The 14,953-nt window shown below is 67.5% G+C and carries 17 protein-coding genes, 1 tRNA gene and 1 riboswitch; of the genes, 12 read left to right on the forward strand and 6 right to left on the reverse strand.

The annotated features are described in order from the left end of the window. Nucleotides 1-45: 45 nt before the first annotated feature. Complete coding sequence (locus tag MRBLWH13_RS10285) at nucleotides 46-561, forward strand: methylated-DNA--[protein]-cysteine S-methyltransferase (RefSeq protein WP_341954886.1); 516 nt, start codon at nucleotides 46-48, stop codon at nucleotides 559-561. An 86-nt stretch (nucleotides 562-647) separates the two neighbouring features. Here MRBLWH13_RS10285 and MRBLWH13_RS10290 read toward each other — a convergent pair whose 3' ends face one another. Further along, nucleotides 648-2,285 (reverse strand): cation acetate symporter, encoded by a 1,638-nt coding sequence (locus tag MRBLWH13_RS10290; protein WP_341954888.1) that lies wholly within the window; start codon nucleotides 2,283-2,285, stop codon nucleotides 648-650. Further along, entirely contained in the window at nucleotides 2,282-2,629 is a 348-nt protein-coding gene (locus tag MRBLWH13_RS10295; RefSeq protein ID WP_341954890.1) for a DUF485 domain-containing protein, read from the reverse strand. The genes MRBLWH13_RS10290 and MRBLWH13_RS10295 overlap by 4 nt, the downstream gene beginning before the upstream one ends. A gap of 109 nt (nucleotides 2,630-2,738) precedes the next feature. Between MRBLWH13_RS10295 and MRBLWH13_RS10300 the strand changes: the two genes are divergently transcribed. The 3 genes from MRBLWH13_RS10300 (at nucleotide 2,739) to MRBLWH13_RS10310 (ending at nucleotide 4,479) form a co-directional block, all read left to right on the forward strand. Next, nucleotides 2,739-3,596 carry a LuxR C-terminal-related transcriptional regulator gene (locus tag MRBLWH13_RS10300; protein WP_341954892.1) on the forward strand — a complete coding sequence of 286 codons (858 nt, stop codon included), beginning with the start codon at nucleotides 2,739-2,741 and terminating at the stop codon, nucleotides 3,594-3,596. 72 nt (nucleotides 3,597-3,668) lie between these two features. Continuing rightward, nucleotides 3,669-3,736, forward strand: a riboswitch (guanidine-III (ykkC-III) riboswitch). A 10-nt stretch (nucleotides 3,737-3,746) separates the two neighbouring features. Beyond that, the gene (locus MRBLWH13_RS10305) at nucleotides 3,747-4,073 is read left to right on the forward strand and encodes a multidrug efflux SMR transporter (RefSeq protein ID WP_341954894.1); all 327 of its coding nucleotides are present in this window, start codon (nucleotides 3,747-3,749) and stop codon (nucleotides 4,071-4,073) included. 61 nt (nucleotides 4,074-4,134) lie between these two features. Continuing rightward, nucleotides 4,135-4,479, forward strand: coding sequence for an Lsr2 family protein (locus tag MRBLWH13_RS10310; protein WP_341954897.1), 345 nt, complete (start codon nucleotides 4,135-4,137; stop codon nucleotides 4,477-4,479). A gap of 1 nt (nucleotide 4,480) precedes the next feature. Here the strand turns inward: MRBLWH13_RS10310 and MRBLWH13_RS10315 are convergent, their stop codons facing one another. Next, nucleotides 4,481-5,125, reverse strand: a complete 645-nt coding sequence (locus MRBLWH13_RS10315; RefSeq protein WP_341954899.1) for a MarR family transcriptional regulator — start codon at nucleotides 5,123-5,125, stop codon at nucleotides 4,481-4,483. Nucleotides 5,126-5,200: 75 nt separating this feature from the next. Between MRBLWH13_RS10315 and idi the strand changes: the two genes are divergently transcribed. From idi to MRBLWH13_RS10355, 8 genes are read left to right on the forward strand one after another with little or no spacing between them, the layout of a single operon-like run. Next, nucleotides 5,201-5,722: an isopentenyl-diphosphate Delta-isomerase gene (idi, locus tag MRBLWH13_RS10320; RefSeq protein ID WP_341954900.1), complete on the forward strand. Its 522-nt coding sequence runs from the start codon at nucleotides 5,201-5,203 to the stop codon at nucleotides 5,720-5,722. Beyond that, nucleotides 5,719-6,804 (forward strand): polyprenyl synthetase family protein, encoded by a 1,086-nt coding sequence (locus MRBLWH13_RS10325; protein ID WP_341954903.1) that lies wholly within the window; start codon nucleotides 5,719-5,721, stop codon nucleotides 6,802-6,804. The genes idi and MRBLWH13_RS10325 overlap by 4 nt, the downstream gene beginning before the upstream one ends. Beyond that, complete coding sequence (locus MRBLWH13_RS10330; protein ID WP_341954905.1) at nucleotides 6,801-7,706, forward strand: squalene/phytoene synthase family protein; 906 nt, start codon at nucleotides 6,801-6,803, stop codon at nucleotides 7,704-7,706. Before MRBLWH13_RS10325 ends, MRBLWH13_RS10330 begins: the two co-directional genes overlap by 4 nt. Then, nucleotides 7,703-9,304, forward strand: coding sequence for a phytoene desaturase family protein (gene crtI / locus MRBLWH13_RS10335; protein ID WP_341954907.1), 1,602 nt, complete (start codon nucleotides 7,703-7,705; stop codon nucleotides 9,302-9,304). Before MRBLWH13_RS10330 ends, crtI begins: the two co-directional genes overlap by 4 nt. Then, nucleotides 9,304-9,648 (forward strand): lycopene cyclase domain-containing protein, encoded by a 345-nt coding sequence (locus MRBLWH13_RS10340; RefSeq protein ID WP_341954909.1) that lies wholly within the window; start codon nucleotides 9,304-9,306, stop codon nucleotides 9,646-9,648. The genes crtI and MRBLWH13_RS10340 overlap by 1 nt, the downstream gene beginning before the upstream one ends. Continuing rightward, complete coding sequence (locus tag MRBLWH13_RS10345; RefSeq protein WP_341954911.1) at nucleotides 9,645-9,986, forward strand: lycopene cyclase domain-containing protein; 342 nt, start codon at nucleotides 9,645-9,647, stop codon at nucleotides 9,984-9,986. The genes MRBLWH13_RS10340 and MRBLWH13_RS10345 overlap by 4 nt, the downstream gene beginning before the upstream one ends. Then, complete coding sequence (locus MRBLWH13_RS10350) at nucleotides 9,983-10,873, forward strand: prenyltransferase (protein WP_341954913.1); 891 nt, start codon at nucleotides 9,983-9,985, stop codon at nucleotides 10,871-10,873. Before MRBLWH13_RS10345 ends, MRBLWH13_RS10350 begins: the two co-directional genes overlap by 4 nt. 45 nt (nucleotides 10,874-10,918) lie before the next feature. Continuing rightward, complete coding sequence (locus MRBLWH13_RS10355) at nucleotides 10,919-13,105, forward strand: MMPL family transporter (RefSeq protein WP_341954915.1); 2,187 nt, start codon at nucleotides 10,919-10,921, stop codon at nucleotides 13,103-13,105. A gap of 5 nt (nucleotides 13,106-13,110) precedes the next feature. Here MRBLWH13_RS10355 and MRBLWH13_RS10360 read toward each other — a convergent pair. The 3 genes from MRBLWH13_RS10360 to MRBLWH13_RS10370 form a co-directional block, all read right to left on the reverse strand. Next, nucleotides 13,111-13,184 (reverse strand) — tRNA-Arg (locus MRBLWH13_RS10360). 35 nt (nucleotides 13,185-13,219) lie between these two features. Then, nucleotides 13,220-13,717: an HNH endonuclease gene (locus MRBLWH13_RS10365; protein ID WP_056514881.1), complete on the reverse strand. Its 498-nt coding sequence runs from the start codon at nucleotides 13,715-13,717 to the stop codon at nucleotides 13,220-13,222. A 330-nt stretch (nucleotides 13,718-14,047) separates the two neighbouring features. Then, complete coding sequence (locus MRBLWH13_RS10370; protein ID WP_341954918.1) at nucleotides 14,048-14,863, reverse strand: M23 family metallopeptidase; 816 nt, start codon at nucleotides 14,861-14,863, stop codon at nucleotides 14,048-14,050. Between the last annotated feature and the right edge of the window lie 90 nt (nucleotides 14,864-14,953).

Below are 14,953 nucleotides of genomic sequence, written 5' to 3' on the forward strand. Positions count from 1 at the left end.
TGATCGCGCATGTCGACGGGCGGCCCCGGAGGTCAGTATGGAGGCATGACCTTCCGCTACGACTTCGCACCGACCCCCTTCGGAGACGCCCTCGCCGTGTTCTCCGACGAGGGGATCGTCCGATTCGACCTCTCGGAATCCGACGACCCGTCCGTCCCCTGGCTCCTCGAGAACGTCTCCGGCCAGCTGCACTCCGTCCCCGAGCCCGACCCCGGCGCCGCCGACGAGCTCGCGCACCTCCTCGACGACTACTTCGACGGTGCTGCGGTGCGCTTCGACGAGCATCTGCGGTTCGACTGGCGCCTCAGCACCGGTTTCGCCCGCGCCGCCTTGCAGACGATCAGCACGATCGAATGGGGGCAGACGCTCAGCTACGGAGAAGTCGCGGTGCTCGCCGGTCGCCCCGGAGCCGCGCGCGCGGTCGGCACGGCCTGCAGACTCACGCCGTTCTCCGTCATCGTTCCGGTGCACCGCGTGGTGCGGTCCGACGGAACTGCCGGACAATACGGTGCGCATCCCGAGCGCAAGAGGTTCCTGCTCGACCTCGAGTCGCACGGCTGACGACAGACGACGTGGACCCCGACGAGTAGGCCGCCGGGGTCCACGTGCTCTTCACCGCCGGTGGCGGCGTCTGCGCACTGCGTCGCTCAATGATCCGTCGCCTTCTCGGCACCGAACCCGGTGAGAGAGCGCACCTCCATCTCGGCGGCGAGTGCCGGAGACTCCTTCTGCCGACTCGTGATCGTGCCGAGCCAGCCGAGGAAGAACCCGAGCGGTATCGAGACGATTCCGGGGTTGTTCATCGGCCAGAGCACGATGTCGATGCCGGGGATCATCGAGGTGGGCGACCCCGAGAACACCGGCGACAGCACGATCAGGATGATCGCCGCCGCGAGCCCGCCGTACATGCTCCACACCGCGCCTCGGGTGTTGAAGCGACGCCAGAACAGCGAGTAGAGGATCGTGGGCAGATTCGCGGATGCGGCGACGGCGAACGCCAGCGCCACGAGGAAGGCGATGTTCTGCCCCTGTGCGCCGATGCCGCCGACGATGGCCAGGATGCCGATCACGACCACCGTGCGTCGTGCGACCCGCACCTCGCCGTTCGGGTCGGGCTCCACGGCGTTGCCGGCCGCATCCTTCCTGCCCTTCTGGATCACGTTCGCGTAGATGTCATGCGCGAACGACGCTGCTGCCGTGATCGTGAGCCCCGCGACGACGGCGAGGATCGTCGCGAAGGCGACAGCCGAGATGAACCCCAGCAGCACAGGACCGCCGAGGTACAGCGCGAGGAGGGGAGCCGCGGAGTTCGGTCCGCCGGGAGCCGCCGCGATGACGTCCGCCCCCACGAGAGCGCCGGCGCCGTACCCGAGCACGAGCGTCAGCAGGTAGAAGCCGCCGATGAGCCAGATGGCCCAGACCACCGAGCGGCGGGCCTCCTTCGCCGTCGGAACCGTGTAGAAGCGCATCAGCACGTGCGGGAGTCCGGCGGTTCCGAGCACGAGCGCCATGCCCAGCGACAGGAAGTCCCAGGGGTTCGCACCGTACTGCAGGCCCGGCCCCAGGATCGCATCGCCCTTGTCGGAGTTGGCGACGGCCGCCTCGAGCAGCGTGTTCAGGCTGAACCCGTTGATCGCGAGCACCCAGATCGTCATCGCGATGGCGCCCCCGATGAGCAGGAACGCCTTCACGATCTGCACCCAGGTGGTGCCCTTCATGCCGCCGATGAGCACGTAGACGATCATCAGCACACCGACGACTGCGATCACGATCGACTGGCCGATCCTCCCGTCGATGCCGAGCAGCAGAGACACCAGACCACCGGCGCCCGCCATCTGCGCAAGCAGATAGAAGAAGCAGACGGCGAGTGTGGTGATCGCCGCCGCCATCCGCACGGGGCGCTGCTTGAGCCGGAACGACAGCACGTCGGCCATCGTGAACTTGCCCGTGTTGCGCATCATCTCGGCGACGAGCAGCAGCGCCACCAGCCAGGCGACGAGGAATCCGATCGAATAGAGGAAGCCGTCGTAGCCGTTGATCGCGATCGCGCCGCAGATTCCGAGGAACGACGCGGCGGACAGGTAGTCTCCCGCGATCGCGAACCCGTTCTGGGGGCCGGTGAACGAACGCCCTGCCGCATAGTAGTCGGCAGCCGTCTTGTTGTTGCGGCTGGCCCGGATCACGATGAAGAGCGTCACCGCGACGAATGCCGCGAATATCGAGATGTTGAGGACGGGATTGCTTTCAACGGTCGGCTGTTCGGTCGCCGCGTGAAGCAGGTTCATGCGCCGGCCTCCGCCTTCTCGAGCTCTTCACGGACTTCCGTGGCGATCGGATCGAGCTTGCTATTGGCGAAGGCGACGTATCCCATCGTGATCGCGAAGGTCGTCACGAATTGGCCGAGTCCCATCAGGAGCCCGACGGTGATATCGCCCCACACCCGCTGCGACATGAAGTCCGTTGCGAATGCCGCAAGCAGGACATAGACGAAATACCAGATGAGGAAGAATGCCGCGAGCGGGAAGATGAACGAACGCTGTGTCTTCTTCAGCTCGCGGAAACGTGGCGATTCCTCGACGGCGATATAGTCGATCGCTCCCGCCGGATCGGCCGTTGGATGGTCGGTCATGGGGCCTCCTTGCCTCATGGTCTACGGCTCGCCCTCATCTGCCGGGCGAATGGTAGGGTCGACGCTACGAAACGGGGAACAGCGCCGTCACCCCCGAAAGTAGGTAGTCGTGAGCACGTCGACAGAGATGGAATCCGAGACCGAGCTCGTCGCCAGAGCGGTGCGCGAGCTTGCTCAGCGCACCCGGTTCCCTGTCGCATTCGGCGGCCTGATCGATGAGGGCGTGGTCAGCGTCACGAGCATCGTGGGCAATCGCACCCATAGCCTCGACGGCCTCAGGGTGCGGCCGGAGCGCGGACTCGGCGGGCGGGCGATGATGGAACTCCGCCCCCGAATGACCAACGACTACGGCTCCTCGCAGCAGATCACCCACGACTACGACGTGTTCGTCCTCGGCGAAGGGCTGCGGACCCTGTTGGCGCTGCCCATCGTGGTGAGCGGTCGCCCGCGCGGCGTGCTCTACGCGGGGGCGTGGGAGCGGACCCCCGTCGGCGGCGTCACGACCGCACCCGCGATGCAGGTCGCGCAGTCCGTCGCGGAGGAGCTCCGTATCCGCGATGAGGTCGACCGGCGTCTGCGCTCCGTCTCGCCCGCCGCCGAGTCCGTCGCCCCACGCCAACGGGAAGAGCTCCGCGAGAGCTTCGCCGAGTTGCGCAGCATCGCCGCCTCCGTGGACGACGCGGGGCTTCGTGCACGCATCGCCCAGGTCGAACGCCGCCTCGTGCTGCTCGCGGAGGATGCCGTCGCCCCGGCGACCGGCCCGGTTCCCATCGTCCATCTCTCTCGCCGGGAGACCGACGTGCTCGCCTGCGCGGCCCTGGGGGCGACGAACGCCGAGATCGGTGGCCAGCTCGGCCTTCGCGAGGGGACCGTCAAGGCGTATCTCGGTACCGCGATGTCGAAGCTCGACGCATCGACCCGTCATGCCGCTGTGACCAAGGCACGGCGGGCGGGCCTCCTCCCCTGAGCGGCCCGTCTGACCCCCGTGCGCTGCGCAGTGGCTGCCCAGTGGCTGCCCAGGCCGGGTGGCTAACATGGACACTGGTCGGTGAACCCCGACCCCGGACGAGGCAGACCAGTACCCGGTGAGCGAAAAGACTGGTCCGAAAGGACCATCATGCCGTGGATCGTGCTGATCGCATCCGGAGTCCTCGAAGCCGTCTGGGCGACCGCCCTGGGCAAATCGGAGGGACTCACCAAACTCTGGCCGAGCGTCATCTTCATCGGCGGGCTGATCCTCTCGATGATCGGGCTCGCTTTCGCGATGCGCGACATCTCCACCGGAACCGCATATGCCGTCTGGGTGGGCATCGGCGCGACGCTCACCGTCGTCTGGGCAATGGTCACCGGCGACAGCGATATCTCCTGGCTGCGAATTCTGCTGCTGCTCGGACTCGTCGGATGCATCGTCGGACTGAAACTCATCGACCCCGGACACGAATGAATACGCGACCCGGTCCCGGATAACGTGTCGGAATTCTTCTCGTCACGGTAATGTCATTTCCATGGCGAGAAGAATTGTGCACCAGCTGGTCGATGACATCGACGGATCCGTACTCGATGTCGGCGAAGGCGAGACGGTTCATTTCTCGCTCAACGGCGCGTCGTATGAGATCGATCTGAATACCGCGCACGCGGAAGAACTGCGCAAGGCGTTCGAGCCCTACATCTCGGCCGGGCGCCGGGCGGGGTCGTCGGGTTCCGTGCGCTCTGCCGCTCCGAGAAAGCGTCCAGGACGCAATCCCGAGGTTGCAGCGATCCGCGCCTGGGCGAACGACAACGGTTACACGCTGTCGGAGCGGGGTCGAATTCCGGCTCCCGTGGTCGAGGCGTACAACGCCGCGCACTGACTCACTCGGACGACACGACTCCGGCCTGGGCCCACGGCTCATCCCGGAGCGTGATCTCCTGCGCCATGTCCGAGAGGAATCGGATGACCACGTCGCGCTCTTCCGGCGTCAACCGCGCCGCTGAATAGAAGCGCTTTGCCTGCTGACGACCGACGGTCTCCATGGCAGCCTGGCGCGTCTCGGGCGTGATCGTGATCGCGAGCGCGCGTCGATCGGTGGGGTGCGGTGCACGACGGATGTGCCCGCCCTTCTCGAGGCGGTCGAGAAGCTTGGTCGTCGACGCCGTCGAGATGCCGAGGTGCGTGGCGATGCCACCGGGGGTCGCCGTCGCACCCTTGTTCGCGCAGACGATCAGATAGTGCAGCGCGCGCATGTCTGTCTCGTTGAGCTGCATGTAGCGTCTCGACGCGAGCGAAAGCTTCTGCTCGGCATCCCTCAGATCTCCGAGCGCCGCCATCACCAGCGCGATCTGACGCAGGTCTTCCTCGGCGACACCTGAGCGATCGACCAGCAGGCTCCGAGGATCGCTCGATTCGACGTCGTAGATCGCCGAATGGGCGAGGCCGTCAGGAGAGTGGGAGCCCCGATGCGGGATCACGTCCGACACCCCGTTCCCCCGGGGACTGGCGTCAGATCCGTTGTCCATGCCATCATGCTACACACCATTGGATTCATGTTATGTTGATTATTAGCTAAGCTAGCGAAATCGAGGAGGTTCCCGTTGGATGAGGTCACCCTCCTTTCTCCGGATGGCGTCGCGATCGGGGTGATCGCGAAAGACGCGGTGCACACGACGGACACTCCCCTGCACCTGGCCTTCTCCTGCCACGTGCTCAACAGAGACGGTCTTCTGCTGGTGACGCGTCGGGCCCTCGCGAAGCGCACGTGGCCGGGCGTCTGGACGAACAGCTTCTGCGGCCACCCTCGCCCCGGCGAGGACATGACCGACGCCGTTCATCGCCGCGCGCTCGACGAGCTCGGCCTCCGCATCGCGGAAGTCTCGCTCGCGATCCCCGACTACCGATACCGCGCCGTGGATGCGAGCGGGATCGTCGAGAACGAGATCTGCCCTGTGCACGTCGCCGTCGCGGACGGGCCGCTCTCCCCTGACCCCGACGAGGTGTCCGAGTGGGCCTGGGTCGACCCGGCCGAATTCGCCGATGCCGTCACCGCCGCCCCCTTCGCTTTCAGCCCCTGGCTGGTGGAGCAGCTTCCCCGGCTGCGCGAGCTCGGGGCGGTATGACCGTGGCATCCACGGCGATCCGAGAAGAGATGAGCACCCGGGTCGAAGAGGTGCTGCGCCAGCGCTTCGCAGTGCACTGCGAGAACGCGGAGACGTACGGCGCGGAGTTCGCCGCGCTCTGGCGGGCGACGGCGGACCATGCTCTCGGCGGAAAGCTCGTGCGCCCGCGACTGCTCCTCGACATCCACCGGGCACTCGCCCCCGGCATGGGCGCCGAGCCGAGCATCGCCGCTGTGGACATCGCCACGCACATCGAGCTGCTGCACTACGCCTTCCTCCTGCACGACGACGTGATCGACGGAGACCTGACGCGACGCAAGCGGCCCAACCTGATCGGCGAGCTCGCTGCGGCCAGCCCGGGTTCGACGGAGGAGGACTCGCTGCACTGGGCGAGGTCCAGCGCGATCCTCATGGGCGACCTGCTGCTCTCTGCGGCGATCATGGGGTTCGCCCGTGCTGATGTGCCCGCGCACGCTCGAGGGCGCCTCCTCGATCTGGTCGAGCAGACGATCCTCGAGACCGTCGCAGGCGAGCACACCGACGTCGCCCTCAGCCACGGCATCATCGCCTCGGACGTCGACACCGTGCTCACCATGAGCGTGTACAAGACGGCGACCTACTCCTTCTCCCTTCCGTTGCGGGCGGCCGCGCTGCTGGCAGGATCCCCCGTGTCAGCGGAGGAGACTCTGCAGGCGGTCGGACGCCACCTGGGCTTGGCGTATCAATTGCAGGACGACCTCCTGTGCGTGTTCGGCGACCACCGCACGCACGGCAAGGACGCATTCTCGGATCTGCGCGAGGGCAAGGAGACGGCGATCATCGCATTCGCCCGGTCGACGAGCGCCTGGCCCCGCATCGAACCGCACTTCGGGTCGGCCGAGCTGAGCCTGCACGATGCCGCGGAGATCCGCGAAAGACTCCGCGAATGCGGCGCCGAGCGATTCGTGGTCGGCCTGATCGGCGACCAGCTGGATGCCGTCTACGCACTGCTCGCGCAGGCGGAACTGGCCGGGGAGATCAGCGCGGATGCGGCGCGGTCGATCCTGGTCTCCGCCTCCCGTCTCGAGGGCCGCCAGTCATGACCCCGCCGACGAACGACGCCCCGGAGGAGAGCCTGGGGCGGTTCAGTCGAGCCGCCGACACCGCGTCCACGGAAGTGATCCGCACCTACTCCACGTCGTTCGGGCTGGCCACGCGGCTGCTCGGTCAGAGACACCGGCAGCACGTGCGGAACATCTACGCGATGGTCCGAATCGCCGACGAGATCGTCGACGGCGTCGCCGCTCAGGCCGGCCTCGACGCCTCTGCCCAGACCGAGGCTCTCGCCTCGTACGTCGCCGAGACCCATCGTGCGATCCGAGTCGGCTACAGCACCGACCTCGTCCTGCACGCGTTCGCACGGACCGCTCGGGAGTGCGGCATCGGCGAGGACCTCACCCAGCCATTCTTCGACTCGATGGGCGCCGACATCGCTGATGCCACGGACTTCACCGCCTACGACGCGGAGGCGCACGAGCGCTACGTCTACGGCTCCGCCGAAGTGGTGGGGTTGATGTGCCTCCGGGTGTTCCTGCGCGACGAGACCCGCACCGAGAAGGAGCGCGAGATCCTCGAGCACGGAGCCCGACAGCTCGGCGCGGCCTTTCAGAACGTCAACTTCCTCCGCGACCTCGCCGACGACACCGATCGACTGCAGCGAGGGTATCTGGGCGAATCGGGACGCCTCAGCGATGCGGACCGAGATGCGTGGGTGCGCACGATCTCGACCCAGCTCGACGATGCCCGGCGCTCGATCCCTCTTCTGCCGAAAGACGCGCGCGCTGCCGTGCGCAGTGCGCAGGCCCTCTTCGAATCGCTGACCCGACGTGTGGCGAAGACGCCCGCGGCCACCCTCTACGAGCGGAGGGTCCGCGTGCCCGATCCCGTCAAAGCCCTGCTCGCCGCGCGATCCGTGCTGGTGACGTCCGTGGAGCGTGACCGATGAGCCGGGTCGCCGTCATCGGCGCGGGCGTCGCCGGCCTCGCCGTCGCCGGGCTCCTCGCGCGCGACGGCCACGACGTGACCGTCTACGAGAAGAACAGCAGAGTCGGAGGGCGTGCGGGCACCATCGAGCGCGAGGGTTTCCGCTTCGACTCGGGCCCGTCGTGGTACCTGATGCCCGAGGTCTTCGACCACTTCTTCGCGATGATGGGCACCTCGACCGAGGAGCAGCTCGATCTGACGCTCCTCGACCCCGGTTACCGCGTCTTCCAGGCACCGGGCGCTGACGGCAGCCCGGCGCCGTCCGTCACCGTGCCCTCGGGGCGCGCGGAGGTGTCGCGGCTGTTCGAGTCACGCGAGCCCGGCGCCGCGAAGGCGCTGGACGCATACCTCGATTCGGCGCACGATGCCCGCGTCATGGCCGAGCGGTACTTCCTCTACAACCCGTTCACCCGGCTGCGCGGGCTGATGACGCCCGAGGTGCTGCGAGCCCTCCCCCGACTGTTCACGCTGCTCGGCACGCGCCTGCAGTCGTTCGCCGCACGACGCTTCCGCGATCCGATGATCCGGCAGCTGCTGGGGTACCCGGCCGTCTTCCTGGGCACCGACCCGCGTACGGCGCCCGCGATGTACCACCTCATGAGCGCACTCGATCTCGACGAGGGCGTCAGCTATCCGCAGGGCGGCTTCTGGCGGGTCGTCGAGCGCATCGCCGAGTTGGCAGAGGGCGCGGGCGTGCGGATCGTGCTGAATGCCGACGTCACCGCGATCAGCACCGGCATCCGCTCCGGCGCGGCATCCGTGACCGGCGTCGAATGGCGCGACGCCGAGGGAACCGCGCGCCGCGCGGACGCCGACATCGTGGTCTCCGGAGCCGACCTGCACCACACCGAGACGGCACTGCTCCCGCCGCACCTGCGCACCTACCCCGACTCGTGGTGGCAGCGACGCACGAGCGGGCCCGGTGCCGTGCTGGTGATGCTCGGCATCCGAGGCTCCCTCCCCGAGCTCCCCCACCACTCCCTGTTCTTCACCGAGGACTGGGATGCCAACTTCGACGCCATCTTCGGCGATCAGCCCGTGGTCCCCTCGCCCGCGTCGACCTACGTGTGTCGCCCGAGCGCGACCGACGACACGGTCGCGCCGGAGGGGCATGAGAACCTCTTCGTGCTGGTCCCCGTCCCCGCCGACACCGATCTCGGCGGCGGCGGATCCGACGGCGCAGGCTCCGCACGCATCGAGCAGGCTGCCGACGACGCGATCGACCAGATCTCGCAGTGGGCGGGTATCCCCGACCTCCGCGAACGCATCGTCGTCCGCGAGACGAAGGGCCCTGCGGACTTCCGCGACGACTACAACTCGTGGCGGGGCGGCATGCTGGGCCCCGCGCACATCCTGTCGCAGAGTGCGATGTTCCGCGCGCAGAACGCCTCGCGCCGGGTCTCGGGGCTCTACTACGCGGGCGCCACCACCGCACCGGGCGTCGGCGTGCCGATGTGCCTCATCAGCGCCGAGATCGTGCTCAAGCGGATCCGCGGCGATCATTCGTCCGGACCTCTCGACGTCTCGACCGCCGCCCCTGCGAAGAGCGGAACCGCGTGATGGGGTTCGTGTACCTGGCGCTCCTCCTCGCGACCCTCGGCTGCATGCTTCTGCTCGACCGGCGCTTCCGGCTGTTCTTCTGGCGCGACGCGGTCTCAGCATCCGTCGTGACGGTGACGGGACTCGCCTTCTTCCTGATCTGGGATGTCGCCGGGATCGCCGGGGGGATCTTCTTCCGCGGTGAGGCCGCCGTGGCGACCGGTATCGTGCTCGCACCCGAGCTCCCGATCGAGGAGCCGGTGTTCCTGCTCTTCCTCGTGGTGTGCACCATGATCGTCTACACCGGCGCAGTGCGCATCCTGTCGAGCATCCGCCGCCGCTCCGCCGTGGAGGAGCTCTCATGACGTACCTGCAGCTCTCGGCGTGGTTCGTCGGCGCGTCGATCGTGGCGGCCATAGTGCTCTCGATCCTCGCCGGGCGGCATCGAGCCCACGCGGGCGCGGTCGCGGTGACCATCGCGGTGCTCGTCATCCTCACCGCCGTCTTCGACACCGTGATGATCGCGACAGGACTCTTCCACTACTCTCCCGAGCACCTCCTCGGTGTGCACGTCGGTCTCGCCCCGCTCGAGGACTTCGCCTATCCGATCGCAGGCGCCATCCTCCTGCCCGCCCTGTGGGCCGCGCTCCGCGCCCGCCGCGTGAAGGCCGACCGACGAGCAACCGCCGAGGACGCCTCATGACCGCGCCCGCCGCCCGCGGATCCGTCGGCCGCGACTTCGCACAGATCGTCCTGTCGTCGCGCCCCATCAGCTGGATCAACACCGCCTTCCCGTTCGCGGCCGCCTACCTGCTCAGCACACGCGAGATCGATCTCACGCTGATCATCGGCACCCTCTACTTCGTCGTTCCGTACAACCTCGCGATGTACGGCATCAACGACGTCTTCGACTACGCCTCCGACCTCGCCAACCCGCGCAAGGGAGGCATCGAGGGCGCACTCCTCTCGCCCCGCATCCACCGCGCCACCCTGTGGGCTGCGGCGGCGACGAACATCCCGTTCCTCGTCTACCTCGTCGTCGTCGGCAACCCGGCGTCGTGGGTCTGGCTGGCGATCAGCGTCTTCGCCGTGATCGCGTACTCGGCACCCGGGCTTCGGTTCAAAGAGCGTCCGTTCCTGGACTCGACGACCTCGAGCCTGCATTTCGTGACGCCGGCGATCGTCGGTCTCACCCTCGCCACCGGGACCATCACCCCCACCGCGGTCATCGTCCTCGTCGCCTTCTTCCTGTGGGGCATGGCCGCTCACGCGTTCGGCGCGGTGCAGGACATCGGCCCCGACCGCGAGGGCGGCATCGGCTCGATCGCCACGGTCATCGGCGCACGAGCCACAGTGCGGCTGTCGATCGCTCTGTGGACCCTCGCCGGGGCGGCCATGCTGTTCACCACCTGGCCGGGGCCGCTGGGCGCTCTGCTCGCCGTGCCCTACATCGTGAACGCCGCCCCCTGGTGGAACGTCACCGATGAGACGTCGGGCGGCACGAACCGCGCCTGGCGACGCTTCATCGCACTCAACTACTTCGCCGGCTTCCTCGCGACGATGATCCTCATCCTCGCCTGGATCTCCTGATCACCCTGCGTCACTCCCCCACCTGCACGTCCCGAGAGGAACCCGATGTCCAGCCCTGAGCACGCGCCCACTCCGCCGACCCGCGAACGCACGCGTCGACACTCCTGGGTCCGCGTCCTCATCCCCGTGGTCCTGATCCTCGTCTGGTTGGTGGGCGCAGGACTCGGCGGTCCGCTGTTCGGCAAGGTCGACGAGGTGTCGTCGAACGACCAGACCAGCTACCTGCCCGAGTCTGCTGACGCCACGCAGGTGCAGAAGCTCCTCGGGGAGTTCAACGACAGCGACGCGATCCCTGCCATCGCCGTCTTCGTCGCCGATGGCGAGCTCTCGGAGTCCGACATCCAGACCATCTCGGATGCCGTCGCGGACGCCCCCTCCGTGGAAGGTGTGAGCGAGGACGTGTCACCCGCGCTCACCTCGGAGGACGGCAAGGCGATCCAGGCGTTCATTCCGATCGAGGGCGACGCAGAGCTGGCAGACGCGATCGAGGCGCTGGGTGCGCAGCTCCGCGACGCCGCTCCCGATGGCGTCACCGTCTACATCACGGGACCTGCCGGCTTCAGCGCCGACCTCGTCGCCGGCTTCGCCGGTATCGACGGCCTGCTGCTCGGTGTCGCCCTCCTGGCCGTCCTCGTCATCCTCGTGCTGGTCTACCGTTCCTTGCTGCTGCCGATCGTCGTGCTCTCGACCAGTCTGTTCGCCCTGTGCGTGGCGCTGCTGGTCGTGTGGTGGTTGGCCAAATTCGAGGTGCTGCTGCTCAGCGGCCAGACGCAGGGCATCCTGTTCATCCTGGTGATCGGAGCCGCCACCGACTACGCCCTTCTGTTCGTCGCGAGGTTCCGAGAAGAGCTGCGCATCGCACAGGACAAGGGCACTGCCGTGCTGGCCGCCTGGAAGGGCTCGTTCGAGCCGATCGTGGCCTCCGGCGGAACCGTGATCGCAGGGCTCCTGTGCCTGCTGCTCAGCGACCTCAAGTCGAACAGCACGCTCGGCCCGGTGGCCGCGATCGGCATCGTGTTCGCGATGCTCGCGGCGCTCACCCTGCTGCCGGCACTGCTGCTGCTGTTCGGACGTGCGGTCTTCTGGCCCCGGCGCCCGAAGTTCGAGCCGGAGGTCGTGGCCGAAGAGCACGGTATGCGCAAGACCGGCCTGTGGGCACGACTGGCGCATCTGATCACGAAGCGCCCTCGCATCATCTGGGTCGTCACGACGCTGGTGCTGCTGGCGGGTGCCGCGGGTGTGCTGCAGCTCAACGCCGTCGGCGTTCCGCAGTCCGATCTGGTGCTCGGCGCGTCCGAGGCCCGGGACGGTCAGGTCGCGCTCGGCGAGCACTTCCCCGGCGGCTCCGGCAGCCCGGTGTACGTCGTGGTCGCGGAGGAGCAGCTGCAGGATGCGGCCGATGTGCTCCTCGCCGACGACGGGATCGACGGGGTGACGGTCACGGCAGCCGATTCGCCGAGCGGTTCGGCCACGGTCACCGCGGACGGACTGGAAGCGGTCGGCCCTCCGGGAACAGCTGCCGCTGAGCCCACCGTCGTCGACGGCGAGGTGCTGTTGCAGGGAACGCTGACGGACGCGGCCGACTCCGACGCGGCGGCCGCGACCGTTCGGGACCTGCGCACTCAGCTCGACGACCTCGACGCTCTCGTCGGTGGAGTCACGGCGACGGCCATCGACACGAACGACGCATCCATTCATGATCGCAACCTGATCATCCCGGTGATCCTGGTCGTCATCATGCTCATCCTGATGCTGCTGCTGCGGTCGATCCTTGCACCGGTGCTGCTGATCCTCACGACCGTGCTGTCATTCGGCACGGCGATGGGCGTCTCGGCACTGGTCTTCAACGGCGTGTTCGACTTCCCGGGCGCCGACCCCGCGGTTCCGCTCTACGGATTCGTGTTCCTCGTGGCGCTGGGCATCGACTACAACATCTTCCTGATGACCAGGGTGCGGGAGGAATCGCTCGAGCATGGAACCCGTGAGGGGGTGCTCCGGGGCCTGTCGATCACGGGCGGCGTCATCACATCGGCCGGGCTGGTTCTTGCGGCGACGTTCGCTGCGCTCTCGGTGATCCCGATCCTGTTCCTCGTGCAGCTCGCGTTCATCGTCGCGTTCGGCGTGCTGCTCGACACGTTCGTGGTGCGCTCGCTGCTGGTGCCGGCTCTCGCCTACGACCTGGGTCGAGTCATCTGGTGGCCGTCGAAGCTGTGGCGTCGCGGCCGGGACTGATGGGGTGCCCTCGACTGGATTCGAACCAGCGACCTGCCCTTTAGGAGAGGGCTGCTCTATCCTGCTGAGCTACGGGGGCGAGGCTTCCATTCTAGAGGAACCCTCGCTCCCCGATCATGCCGCGAGTGCCAGGTACGGCTCCCACCGAGGATCGCTGCGTTCGATGCCGCGGACAGTCCAGGCGGTGCCGTGCGGCGGCCGAGGCGCGAACCGCAGCTCCCACCTCATCTCCTGCGGTGTGCGGTCGCTCTTGGTGTTGTTGCAGCGAAGGCAGCAGGCGACCAGGTTCTCCCAGGAGTCCGCTCCCCCGCGTGAACGGGGCATCACATGGTCGATGGTCGAGGCCGCTTTGCCGCAGTATCCGCAGCGATGGTTGTCGCGACGCAGCACTCCCCGCCGGGTCACAGGCACCCGCCGGCTGATCGGGATACGGACGTAGCGCGAGAGGACGATGACGGCGGGGCGATCGTAGACTCCGTGGCTGCCCCAGACGGGGTCGTCCTCGATGTGTTCGACCACGGTCGCCTTGTCATTCATGACCAGGACCAGGGCTCTCTTGAACGACACGATCGCGAGCGGTTCGTATCCTGCGTTCAGTACAAGTGTGCGCATCGTCATCCTCTCGATCCGCCGGGACGGCTTCCCGGCACTCTCGACTCACACGAAGCCGCACAGGGCGGAAGCGTTCGCGGGGATGCAAAAAAGGCGCTGTCTACAGACAGCGCCTCATGCGCACGGCAAGACCGTGGCGTCCCTGCGGACGATGCAGAAGGACGTGACGACCGAGGGCATCCATGGTTCGGATGTTCGGTATTCGCTCCATCAGCTTCTCCCGACTATGCGACAACGGGTTCAGGCTAACCCATCGGGAGTGCTCGAAGGCCAAACGGCGGGTGAACGCCTGAAGGCGTGTCCGAACAGGAGTGCGTCGGGTGACCGTGCTCAGCCGGCGTTGGCGGCGAGCCAGGCGATCGGCTCCATGAGCCCGCCGTTGACGTGCACCTCGAAGTGGAGGTGGTTCGCGGTCGAGCGTCCGGTGCTGCCGACGAAGCCGATGAGCTGCCCGGCGGCCACGGTCTCGCCGGCCTGGACCTGACGCGAACCGTAGATCATGTGACCGTAGGTGGTCTGCACTCGCTGGCCACCGACGACGCTGTCGAGCATGACGCACACGCCGTATCCGCCGATGCTCTCAGCGGAGGCGCGGACGACACCGGCGGCTGCCGCGTAGATCGGGGTTCCGGCCGGAGCCAGCATGTCGGCACCCTGGTGGGCTCCGCCGACGGTGCGGCTGACGCTGTACGACCCCTGCGGAAGCGGGTAACGCACCTCGCCCGAGCCGGGCGAGACCAGAGCGTAGTTGCCGATGTTGAAGCTGCTGGACGATGCCGTCGAGACGGAGGCGGCTGCGGCAGCACGCGCGGCTGCGGCCTCTTCCGCCTTCTTCTTCTCGATCTCGTCAGGGGTCGTGGCGGTGAACGTGCCACGGCTGAGCGATGCGGCCGTCGCATCGGAGGCGACGACGAGCGACTGTGCGTCGACTGCTGCGAGCTGCTGCACTGTCGCGGTCGCCTCAGAGGGCTTCGTCGCAGCGTAGGCAGGAAGAGCGACGGCGGCGACGAGAGCACCGACGGCCCCGAAGATGGCGACCGAACGCAGGGGCTTCACGACCTTGCGTGCGTCGACCCTGCCGCGGGAGCGGCGGGCGACTGTTCGATCTTCAGTTGTCTTCGCGGGCGATTCGATGTCTTTTGCCAAAACCTGATCCTCCTGCGCCTGCACGCTCGGGTAGCGCTGGCTCGTCGGCACTCTGCTCTCGGGGCACCATGTAGCTCGGGTACGTTGTGC

Origin of the sequence: Microbacterium sp. LWH13-1.2 (genome assembly GCF_038397735.1) — a bacterium.
GTDB lineage: Bacteria > Actinomycetota > Actinomycetes > Actinomycetales > Microbacteriaceae > Microbacterium.

Coding starts and splice junctions, on each gene's coding strand:
- MRBLWH13_RS10295 (WP_341954890.1), bottom strand. CDS start 2,629: ATGACCGACCATCCAACGGCCGATCCGGCGGGAGCGATCGACTATATC.
- MRBLWH13_RS10345 (WP_341954911.1), top strand. CDS start 9,645: ATGACGTACCTGCAGCTCTCGGCGTGGTTCGTCGGCGCGTCGATCGTG.
- MRBLWH13_RS10310 (WP_341954897.1), top strand. CDS start 4,135: ATGGCGAGAAGAATTGTGCACCAGCTGGTCGATGACATCGACGGATCC.
- MRBLWH13_RS10305 (WP_341954894.1), top strand. CDS start 3,747: ATGCCGTGGATCGTGCTGATCGCATCCGGAGTCCTCGAAGCCGTCTGG.
- MRBLWH13_RS10325 (WP_341954903.1), top strand. CDS start 5,719: ATGACCGTGGCATCCACGGCGATCCGAGAAGAGATGAGCACCCGGGTC.
- crtI (WP_341954907.1), top strand. CDS start 7,703: ATGAGCCGGGTCGCCGTCATCGGCGCGGGCGTCGCCGGCCTCGCCGTC.
- MRBLWH13_RS10315 (WP_341954899.1), bottom strand. CDS start 5,125: ATGGACAACGGATCTGACGCCAGTCCCCGGGGGAACGGGGTGTCGGAC.
- MRBLWH13_RS10285 (WP_341954886.1), top strand. CDS start 46: ATGACCTTCCGCTACGACTTCGCACCGACCCCCTTCGGAGACGCCCTC.
- MRBLWH13_RS10355 (WP_341954915.1), top strand. CDS start 10,919: ATGTCCAGCCCTGAGCACGCGCCCACTCCGCCGACCCGCGAACGCACG.
- MRBLWH13_RS10290 (WP_341954888.1), bottom strand. CDS start 2,285: ATGAACCTGCTTCACGCGGCGACCGAACAGCCGACCGTTGAAAGCAAT.
- MRBLWH13_RS10340 (WP_341954909.1), top strand. CDS start 9,304: ATGGGGTTCGTGTACCTGGCGCTCCTCCTCGCGACCCTCGGCTGCATG.
- MRBLWH13_RS10350 (WP_341954913.1), top strand. CDS start 9,983: ATGACCGCGCCCGCCGCCCGCGGATCCGTCGGCCGCGACTTCGCACAG.
- MRBLWH13_RS10330 (WP_341954905.1), top strand. CDS start 6,801: ATGACCCCGCCGACGAACGACGCCCCGGAGGAGAGCCTGGGGCGGTTC.
- MRBLWH13_RS10365 (WP_056514881.1), bottom strand. CDS start 13,717: ATGCGCACACTTGTACTGAACGCAGGATACGAACCGCTCGCGATCGTG.